The sequence below is a fragment of the Chryseobacterium sp. GW821-FHT04C04 genome, from assembly GCF_059420365.1.
The window spans coordinates 93302-103147 of the sequence record NZ_JBWKTO010000009.1; the positions used below are offsets into that span (position 1 = coordinate 93302).

A 9846-nucleotide genomic window follows, 5' to 3' on the forward strand; every position below is an offset into this window, starting at 1 on the left:
TGTATTATTTTTTAGAAATAGAAAAGACTAGAAACAACAACACATGCGCATATAGAAATGGCATGAGAACATATCAGAATAATGAAGACTCACTTCATGATCCGAGGCATAAAAAATAATTGATGTAAGGTGATTTCCCTTGTCTTTAAACATTTGATTTTAACTTTAAAACAAAAATTCAAGATGGGGTAATGATAGAATGATAAACATTTTTTCCGGAAGATCCGGCTTATCGATTGCAGCACCTTGCTTGTTTTTGCAGGTTGCTATCCCATCTAGAGATTCTTGATAATTACCTGACAAAGATATAATTATTTCGTAAATAAAAAAATATTTGGCTTAATTTTTCGATTTTCAACATTTTAGCGTAACAATTTATCTTTTTCAGCGTCTAACCGGATATCAGTAAAAAACATTATGAAAAAAACTATCTTCGCTTTATCATTGGTAAGTTCTATGCTGGTCTTCTCACAAGAAAAGAACAATACTGCTGATAAAGAAAAGCAAATTGAAGGTGTAGTCATCACCAAAACTAAAAAAGCCGTTGAGCAAAAAGCAGACCGTACAATTTTTGATTTTTCCGAACAGCCACAGCTGAATAATGGAAACGTTTTGGAAGGAATCAAAAAACTTCCGGGGCTTGTATCAACAGATATTGCAGGGATGATGTATCAGGGAAAAATCCTGGATGTATATCTGAACGGAAGACCTTTGAATATCACCTCTAATGAATTGAACTCTTTTCTTGAAGGAATGCCAGCCAATTCTGTAGAAAGAATTGAAGTGATCACCCAGCCCGGTGCTGAATTTCCAGCGACTTCCGGAGGTGCCATCATGAATATCATTACCAACAAAAACGCTAATAAATATTTAACCGCTACGTATTCAGGGAATTACTCTTTCACGAATTACGATAAATATAGAAACAGAACAACGAATTCTGTTAATTTAAATGCCAGAAATAAATATTTCGGATGGCAGCTGAACGTAGGGCAGAATTACCGTGAAAGTATGCTGAACGGCCAGCAGGATGAACTGTTAACAAGTCATACCGACAGATATGGGCGTGGATATTTTGCAAAATCAGGATTGACTTTTGATTTAGGGCAAGACAGATTATTAGTAAACTACGATATTTATCACAATAATAATGACAACTACACTTTAAGTAACGGTCATGGAGATTTACCTTTTCAGAATAATCCAAAAGATTTAAAAGAAGCTTTTTATACTTCTTCGGATGTAGCTCATACCAATAGCTTGAGACAGGAAGCGGTGGTTACCTATCAGAAGCGTTTTGCAGACAAATCTCAAAAACTGGACTTCCAGTTGGGGTATACAAGATCTGACAGTAAGTTTGCTCAGGACAATTTCTTTCAGGATGGGACATTTGCAGCAGCTCCAAACCTGCCAATCAATAGTCCTACGAATGGATTAAAAGATATTCTGAACAATAAATCCGTGATGAATATTACCAACTTCAAGGTAGATTATGCTCAACCCATTAAGCTTCTTGATGGTGGAAAAATAAGCCTGGGAGGCCTATATGAAAGGCAGGATTATGATACGGAAAGTTTTGGGCTAACCAATCTTGAATATCAGAGACAGACGGCTTCAACCTATTTAGAATTTCAGGCTAAACTGAAAAAGTTTGACTTCACATTGGGTACTCGTGCTGAAAATTATGATATTACAGGAGTAACAAGATTCTTCGACAAAGATGCAAAGCTGGTGGAAGCTAATTTGATTCCTTTCAATAAATTTAAGCTTTTCCCAAATGCAAGCGTACAGTATAACATGATGAACCAGGTTTATATTGCTGCGAATTACAACAAAAAAATCAGTTTACCAAGTATTTCTGCCTTGAACCCCAATAACGTGACATTCTCCGGGCCAAGTACGGAAGTGAACGGTAACCCGAATCTACAGCCGACTATTTTTGATAATTATGAATTAAAAATATCAGCTTTTGATTATGCATTCATTGGCTATAGCGTAAGTTCAGCAAGCAATCAGGTAGCACAGATTATCAGAAAAGACGGAAGAAAACTCTTCAATGAACAGGTAAATATTTCGAATATGAAAATTCACAACTTCAACGTTGGATTACCGGTTCCTTTTATGATTTTCAGCAAGCCTTTTAGCGAAATCATGAAATTTAATTTTAATCCCGATAAAATTAACTTCATGTACCTATATGCTGGATATCAGAAACATGAAATTGACAACCTGAACAATAAAGGGTTCTGGATTTTCAATATCATGACGCAGATTATCTTGCCTAAAGACATCAAACTGACAGCCAATTATAGCTATCTGACTCCAAAAGCAGGATATTTCTACTTCACTGCCGAAAAACCGTTCAACAACTCGCTTGATCTTACGTTGACGAAGAAATTTATGAACAACCGTCTGACGCTTTCTATTTTTGCGAATGACATCTTCAACGGACAGATGATGCAGGTGCGTTCTAATCCGCCATCAGGAACTCCGGTATTGATCAGCAGCAAATATGATACAAGAAATTTCGGATTTTCCATCAACTATAAAATTCCAACAAGAAATAAACTGGCAAAAGAGGATCCGAATATCCTGAACCAGACTAAAAAAGAAGATAACGGAGGTGTAATGCAGCAGGCACAATAATTCTTCTTTGTAATAAAATAAAAATAGGCGTAAAATGATTTACGCCTATTTTTATTTAGATAAGTTTTGGCTAAAGCCGAAGGATGGTTTTATAAAAGTAAAACGGGCTAAAGCCCGTTCCTATTGATATTAAAATGGTGTTATTTGTGAAAATAGTAGTGATATTACCATTTATATTTACATCAAAAATCTATCGTCTGAAATCTCCAGTTCAGCGTATCTACCAAAGTCAGCTGATTAACACTCACAGGAAGATTCGTGATAATTTTTAACGTCTGAAGAGCCATCATACTGCCTATCATTCCTGGAAGAGCTCCCAGCACACCAAGGCTGTCACAATCTGGTATATCCTCATCGAAAGGCGGTTCAGGGAAAATATCTCTCAGATTTTTACTTCCGTTATGATTAAACACAGAAACCTGTCCTGAAAATCCTAAGATACTTCCGTAAACCAAAGTTTTCTTTAGCTTCATGCAGGTATCATTCACCAGATATCTTGTAGAAAAATTATCTGAACCATCAACAATAACATCATAATGAGAAAGGATTTCTTCAACATTTTCTTCATTGATTTTTTCTTCAATTCCGATGAATGTAACCTGATGATTGAGTTCTTTCACAAATGTCTCTGCACTTTTTACTTTGTATAAACCTACTCTATTTTCAGTGTGAATAATTTGTCTGTTCAGGTTATGAAGTTCCACCTCATCAAAATCTGCAACGCCTAAAGTACCCACTCCCGCAGCAGCCAGATATTGTATAACAGGACTTCCCAATCCTCCTGCACCAATAACGAGAACTTTGGAATCTATTATTTTCTTTTGTCCTTCCAGCCCTATTTCTTCGATAAATATCTGCCGGCTGTACCGTGAAAAATGATCTTCTTTTTTCATACTTTATGATAATTGAACCATTAAGATTCTTTAAGTTTTAAGGAAAGTTAAGTTGAGCTTCGCTTCAAAAAAAGATAGTGTCTTAAAAATCTTCGATTTTTCTTAAATAACCTTCACCTCTTCAAATTTCTTAATGGTTTAAAAATTTTAAAATCCACTATACACAGAATCCCAGTCTTTCATCACAGGATCGTAACCCGATTTTTTGATCATGAGCCTGATTTCCTCCATGCTACGTTCGTCACTGGTTTCAAACTGTTCCAGGGATTCTTTATCTACAGCATAGCCTCCCGGGTTTGTTTTCGATCCTGCACTCATAGCTGTTGCTCCCAGTGATATAATATTATTTCTGAAAACTTCATTTTCTCTCGTAGAAATAGAGATTTCCAGGTCTTCATTCCAGATTCTATAGGCACAGATCAGCTGAAGCAGATCTTTGTCTTTCATAATAAAATTGGGTTCTATAATTCCTTCTGCCGGTCTGAGCCTTGGAAAGGAAACGGAAAACTTACTTTTCCAGTACTGTTTCTGAAGATAATCAATATGTAAGGCGTTGAAAAAACTATCGACCCTCCAATCTTCAAGTCCAAGGAGAACTCCCAGCCCGATTTTATGAATCCCTGCACGTCCTATACGGTCCGGAGTTTCCAGCCGGAAATGGAAGTTCGATTTTTTACCTTTCGGATGGTATTCTCTGTAAACGTCCTGATGATAAGTTTCCTGATAAACCAACACGGAATGTACTCCTTCTTCATGAAGCAGCCTGTATTCTTCTTCCATTAATGGCTGAACTTCAATGGAAATATGGGAAAAATGAGGTTTTAACAATCGGACAGCATTCTGAAAGTAGGGAACTCCTACAATTTTATTGGCTTCTCCGCTTACCAGCAATACATGATTCACTCCCATTGATTTCAATACTGATGCTTCAATCATCAGTTCCGTATCAGAAAGCGTTTTTCTCTTCAGTTGGTTATCAAGACTGAATCCGCAATAGGTACAGATATTCTGACACTCATTACTGAGATACAGCGGGGCATAGAGCTGAATGGTTTTTCCAAATCGTTTTTGGGTAAGCATCTGCGTCATTCTTGCCATCAGCTCCAGTTCCTGAGAAGCGGCTGGTGACAGGAGATTCAGAAAGTCATCAAGCGTCTTATTCTTTTTCTGAAGACTATAACTTACATCAGACAGACTTACTTTTTCAAGCTTATTTTTTACCTCATCCCATTGATAGTTTTCAAAAACATCTTTAAAGCTTTTCATGATTTTGTTTTATTCAAATAAAAATGACGTGAGGGGACTTGAAGCTTCGGCATGGTTGGCTATTGCTCCCAATCCAGACTCAAAAGCTCTTCTTCCGGCAATAACTCCTTCTTTAAAAGCTACCGCCATATTCAATGGGTTTCCGGCAACGGCAATTGCTGTATTCACCAACACTGCATCTGCTCCCATTTCCATTGCTTTAGCCGCATCTGATGGTGCTCCGATTCCGGCATCTACTACTACTGGAACATTACTTTGGCTGATGATGATTTCCAGAAAGTCAAGGGTTCTTAATCCTTTATTGGTGCCAATGGGTGCTCCCAAAGGCATTACTACTGCTGTCCCGGCATCTTCAAGACGTTTGCACAGGACAGGATCGGCGTGAATGTAAGGCATCACGACAAATCCTAGTCTGGCCAATTCTTCGGTGGCATATAGGGTTTCAATAGGATCTGGTAATAAATATTTCGGATCTGGATGGATTTCCAGTTTCACCCAGTTTGTTTCCAATGCTTCTCTGGCTAATTGTGCGGCCAATACTGCTTCTTTGGCTGTTCTCGCTCCGGAAGTATTGGGCAGAAGATGAACCTTGGTTTCTCTTAATGAGTCGAGCAGATCATCTTCATTAGACTGAGCATCTATTCTTTTCAGAGCCATAGTTACCATATCGGTTTCTGATGCGATCACAGACTTTACCATATCTCTTAGACTTCCGAATTTTCCTGTTCCTAAAAACAGTCTTGATTCAAAAGTTCTTCCTGCGATTTCTAAATTCTGATTGTTCATATCATTATTTTGTTTAGTTCTTTAATAATGGCGGGCTGCTTTGTAATGAGCCCGGATACGGCCACACCATAAATCTCAATCTCCTGTAACGGTAAAATATCTTCAAGGCCAACGTTTCCGATTGCAAATATTTTGGGAATGTCTATTGATTTTTCTCTTAATCCATCAATGATATCCTGATACCCTTCAAATCCAAGCACAGGACTTAGCTTTTCTTTAGTGGTAGTAAATCTCAATGGTCCCAAACCAATATAATCACAGGATTCTTTGATTCTTTGAATGACATCTTCAAGGGTATTCGCTGTTCCTCCAATGATTTTATTTTCACCTAAAATCAGTCTTGCTTCTTCGATAGAACTGTCATTTAATCCCAAATGCACACCATCAGCATCTATTTCTTTTGCAAGCTGTACATGGTCGTTGATGATACAAACTGCATAATATTCTGAACAAAGCTGTTTTGATATTTCACAGAGACTGATCAATTCATTTTCCGGAGCATTTTTCCATCGAACCTGAACCCATTTGATTCCATTGTCCAGGGCTTTGCGGATATGAAGCTCCTGTTCCTGTTTTGTATTTCCCTGTGATATGTATTGTAATTTTTCCATGTTTACGATGAATGTGTTCCCAGTAAAGAGGGATTGCTTTTTAAAAATTTTTCAATGTATAATTTCCCTTTCCGACAGGCTGTTTCCCTATTTTCACCTTTGGCGAGCTCTGCTGTAATGGCGGAAGATAAAACACAGCCCGAACCATGTTTGGGAAAATAGATCTCATTATCATCACTTGGTTTTAAAAATGTTTCTGTACCATTTTCAACTAAAACATCTGTTCCCAAAAGATCTTTTCTATGCCCTCCTTTGATCAGCAATGAACATGTATTGGTATCCGGCAAAAGATTATTTTCTTTTAAAACCCTATATTCATTGTAATTGGGAGTCATTAAGCTGATATCGTTTACAATATGCTTCAGCTGTGGAAGTGTTTCAAGGTCAAAAAAGGTAAATTCAGAAGTGCTTCTCAGAACCGGATCCCAAACGATTTTTACTTCAGGGTTACCAGCCTTTACTGCTTTTATAATTTTACCCAGAAATTCCGCATCTTTCACAATTCCGATTTTCACAGCTGAAATGAGATAATTTTCCATCAGCACCTGAATCGCTTCAACCACTTCATCCACGGGACGCCATTCTAAGCTCAGGCATTTGGCAGCAGTTTGCACTGTCAAAGCTGTACATACTCCCAGCCCCATCACTTTCGACTGTTCAAAGGTTTTACTATCTGATAATAAGCCTGCTCCGCCACTCGGATCAAAGCCCGCAATACTCATGACATAAGGACGTTCCGGCATTTTTTAAATACTTTTAAGGGTTCTTCACTTTCCCAGATCGCCCCTAATAAAGCGGCTCCATCTATGTCTGTTTCGAAAACTTCGTGAATATTATCCTGATCAATTCCTCCCAGAGCAATCAACTTTACATCCGGATTATTGCGATATTTTATTTCTTCTTTAATCGTAGAATCTATTCCATATCCTTTTTTGGATATACTTGGAAAGAACGGGCTTATGAAAGCATATTCCCATTCTTTGTCCAACGTATTGTATGTTGTGATATCGTGCACCGAAGTTGAAATTGTATTTTCTATTGCAAAAGGTTTATACGTTTCTTCTTTCCTATCAATTTCCCTGAAATGAAACCTTGAAATATCATACTCCTTTCCAAGATCATAATGGGTATGGAGTACCAACTGTGGATAAAAATTTTCATCAATCTGGCTGATCAATTCAATCATTTCATCGCGAGTGATACATGGTTTACGAATGTGAAGCCAATCAAGCCCTTCCTGAAACATCTGATTAATAGTATCAGTTTCTTTCGGAACAATTAATTCAGGAGTGATTACAAGGATCATATATAAATTTCTTTCCCTTTTTCGATAAACTCCTGCGATTTATCCAACATTCCCTGTTCTGCAGATTCACGGATTTCCTGAGTAATTTTCATAGAACAGAATTTTGGACCGCACATAGAACAGAAATGCGCAATTTTAGCTCCTTCTGCGGGCAATGTTTCATCGTGATAAGCTCTTGCTGTTTCAGGATCTAATGAAAGGTTGAACTGATCTTCCCATCTGAATTCAAATCTTGCTTTGCTTAACGCATTATCCCGGTACTGCGCGCCCGGATGTCCTTTTGCCAGGTCTGCCGCATGAGCTGCCAGTTTATAGGTAATAACCCCCACTTTTACATCGTCTCTATTTGGAAGTCCTAAATGCTCCTTGGGTGTTACATAACAAAGCATCGCACAGCCAAACCAACCGATCATTGCAGCCCCGATTCCGGAAGTAATATGATCATAACCCGGAGCGATATCTGTCGTTAAAGGTCCTAAGGTATAGAAAGGAGCTTCATGACATTCTTCCAGTTGCTTTTCCATGTTTTCTTTGATCATGTGCATAGGAACGTGGCCAGGTCCTTCAATCATCACCTGTACATTGTGCTTCCATGCTATTTTTGTCAGCTCACCTAAAGTTTCCAGTTCAGCAAACTGAGCTGCATCATTGGCATCTGCAATAGATCCCGGACGAAGACCGTCTCCCAGAGAGAAAGCTACATCATACTTCTTCATGATCTCGCAAATCTCCTCAAAATGAGTGTACAGGAAACTTTCTTTGTGATGAAATAAACACCATTTTGCCATAATAGATCCTCCTCTGGATACAATTCCAGTGACTCTTTTCGCTGTTAAATGAATGTATCTCAACAAAACTCCGGCGTGGATGGTGAAGTAGGAAACTCCCTGTTCTGCCTGTTCAATCAAAGTATCTCTAAAAATTTCCCATGTCAGATCTTCAGGAACGCCTTTTACTTTTTCTAGTGCCTGATAGATCGGAACAGTACCAATCGGAACCGGACTGTTTCTGATGATCCATTCTCTTGTTTCGTGAATATTTTTCCCGGTGGAAAGATCCATAATCGTATCTGCTCCCCATCGGCAAGCCCATACTGCTTTTTCTACTTCTTCATCAATACTGGATGAAACAGCACTGTTTCCGATATTGGCATTGATTTTAACCAGAAAGTTTCGTCCGATGATCATGGGTTCACTTTCCGGGTGGTTAATATTATTGGGGATAATTGCTCTTCCTTCTGCAATTTCGTCTCTCACAAATTCCGGAGTGATTTTGCCTTTCGGAGTATTGGCTCCAAAGCTGTGTCCCGGATGCTGGAAAGCCATTTCTTTTGATACAGAATCAAGCTGTTCTATTCTTTGATTTTCTCGGATCGCCACATATTCCATTTCCGGAGTAATGATTCCCTGTTTTGCATAGTAAAGCTGTGTAACTTCTTTTCCTTCCTGTGCTACTTTAGGCTTATGATCATAGGAAAATCTTAATTCATCAAGACGAGGATCTGCTAAACGGGCTTTTCCGTATTCAGATGTAATTCCGTCCAGGATATTCACATCATTTCTATCCAGAATCCATTGTTCTCTGATTCTTGGAAGTCCTTTCTGGATATCAATGATTTCATTTTCATCGGTATAAGGACCTGAGGTGTCATAAATGGTTACCGGAGCATTATCTTCAAAGCCCCCATTGCTAAGTTTGGTTGGGCTAAGCTGTATTTCACGCATTGCTACCTTGATAGGATGAATTGTTCCTTCAACATAGATTTTCTTTGAGTTCGGAAATGGCGAACATGTAATGGAGTGAGCCATAAGTATTGGGATTAAGTATGAGAATTAACCGCCTTGAGTGGCAGTAATGATTAAAATAGAATCGTTATTATTGAGGATGGTTTCCGCCCAGACCGACAGCGGAATAATGCGATTGTTGAGGGCTACCGCAATACCCTTTTTCTTTCCGGGTAGTTCAATAGCCAATAATGCTTCCAGTGTTTCAGGAAGTATATCAAATGTTTTTCGGGTGTGGTTGATTATAAGTTCCATTCCTAATATTTTAAATATACTTTAGGAATGGCCATTATTGTACAATAGAATGTACAGCAAAAGTCACCTACTTTTCCCTACGCTGGTATGATCCAGATCAGGTTCAAAGGGTAAAGTCTCAGTCTGTTGATAACAGACACCCCTAAAGTATGGGACGAAGTTAGACATTTTTTTAGAATGGGCAAAATCTGAAATGATTTTAAATAAAAAGTCCATCTCAAATTAGAGTGCACCCAAAAGTTTAGACAAAATTAAATAATCTTTTGATAATAAAGAGTTCGATATTCTATCGGACTCTT

General features: G+C 38.2%; 9 protein-coding genes and 2 riboswitches. Of the genes, 1 reads left to right on the top strand and 8 read right to left on the bottom strand.

The genetic code is table 11. The features are described 5' to 3' along the window. Positions 1-199: 199 nt before the first annotated feature. Positions 200-297, bottom strand: a riboswitch (SAM-I-IV-variant riboswitch). Positions 298-417: 120 nt separating this feature from the next. Further along, the gene (locus AC07UM_RS23355) at positions 418-2646 is read left to right on the top strand and encodes an outer membrane beta-barrel protein (RefSeq protein WP_494685148.1); all 2229 of its coding nucleotides are present in this window, start codon (positions 418-420) and stop codon (positions 2644-2646) included. Positions 2647-2828: 182 nt separating this feature from the next. Here the strand turns inward: AC07UM_RS23355 and AC07UM_RS23360 are convergent, their stop codons facing one another. The 8 genes from AC07UM_RS23360 to thiS all read right to left on the bottom strand — a co-directional run bounded on the left by AC07UM_RS23360 (position 2829) and on the right by thiS (position 9547). Next, positions 2829-3539: a HesA/MoeB/ThiF family protein gene (locus AC07UM_RS23360; protein ID WP_494685149.1), complete on the bottom strand. Its 711-nt coding sequence runs from the start codon at positions 3537-3539 to the stop codon at positions 2829-2831. Positions 3540-3686: 147 nt separating this feature from the next. Continuing rightward, positions 3687-4805, bottom strand: a complete 1119-nt coding sequence (thiH, locus tag AC07UM_RS23365; RefSeq protein ID WP_494685150.1) for a 2-iminoacetate synthase ThiH — start codon at positions 4803-4805, stop codon at positions 3687-3689. Positions 4806-4814: 9 nt separating this feature from the next. Next, positions 4815-5591 carry a thiazole synthase gene (locus AC07UM_RS23370; protein ID WP_494685151.1) on the bottom strand — a complete coding sequence of 259 codons (777 nt, stop codon included), beginning with the start codon at positions 5589-5591 and terminating at the stop codon, positions 4815-4817. Beyond that, complete coding sequence (locus AC07UM_RS23375) at positions 5588-6202, bottom strand: thiamine phosphate synthase (RefSeq protein ID WP_494685152.1); 615 nt, start codon at positions 6200-6202, stop codon at positions 5588-5590. Before AC07UM_RS23375 ends, AC07UM_RS23370 begins: the two co-directional genes overlap by 4 nt. 2 nt (positions 6203-6204) lie before the next feature. After that, the gene (locus AC07UM_RS23380) at positions 6205-6945 is read right to left on the bottom strand and encodes a hydroxymethylpyrimidine/phosphomethylpyrimidine kinase (protein ID WP_494685153.1); all 741 of its coding nucleotides are present in this window, start codon (positions 6943-6945) and stop codon (positions 6205-6207) included. Continuing rightward, positions 6921-7508 (bottom strand): thiamine phosphate synthase, encoded by a 588-nt coding sequence (locus AC07UM_RS23385; RefSeq protein WP_494685154.1) that lies wholly within the window; start codon positions 7506-7508, stop codon positions 6921-6923. Before AC07UM_RS23385 ends, AC07UM_RS23380 begins: the two co-directional genes overlap by 25 nt. Further along, a complete protein-coding gene (gene thiC / locus AC07UM_RS23390; RefSeq protein ID WP_494685155.1) occupies positions 7505-9316 on the bottom strand; it encodes a phosphomethylpyrimidine synthase ThiC in 1812 nt (603 codons plus the stop codon). The genes AC07UM_RS23385 and thiC overlap by 4 nt, the downstream gene beginning before the upstream one ends. A gap of 24 nt (positions 9317-9340) precedes the next feature. After that, complete coding sequence (thiS, locus tag AC07UM_RS23395; protein ID WP_236852644.1) at positions 9341-9547, bottom strand: sulfur carrier protein ThiS; 207 nt, start codon at positions 9545-9547, stop codon at positions 9341-9343. A 57-nt stretch (positions 9548-9604) separates the two neighbouring features. Beyond that, a riboswitch (TPP riboswitch) is annotated at positions 9605-9701 on the bottom strand. Positions 9702-9846 lie beyond the last annotated feature (145 nt).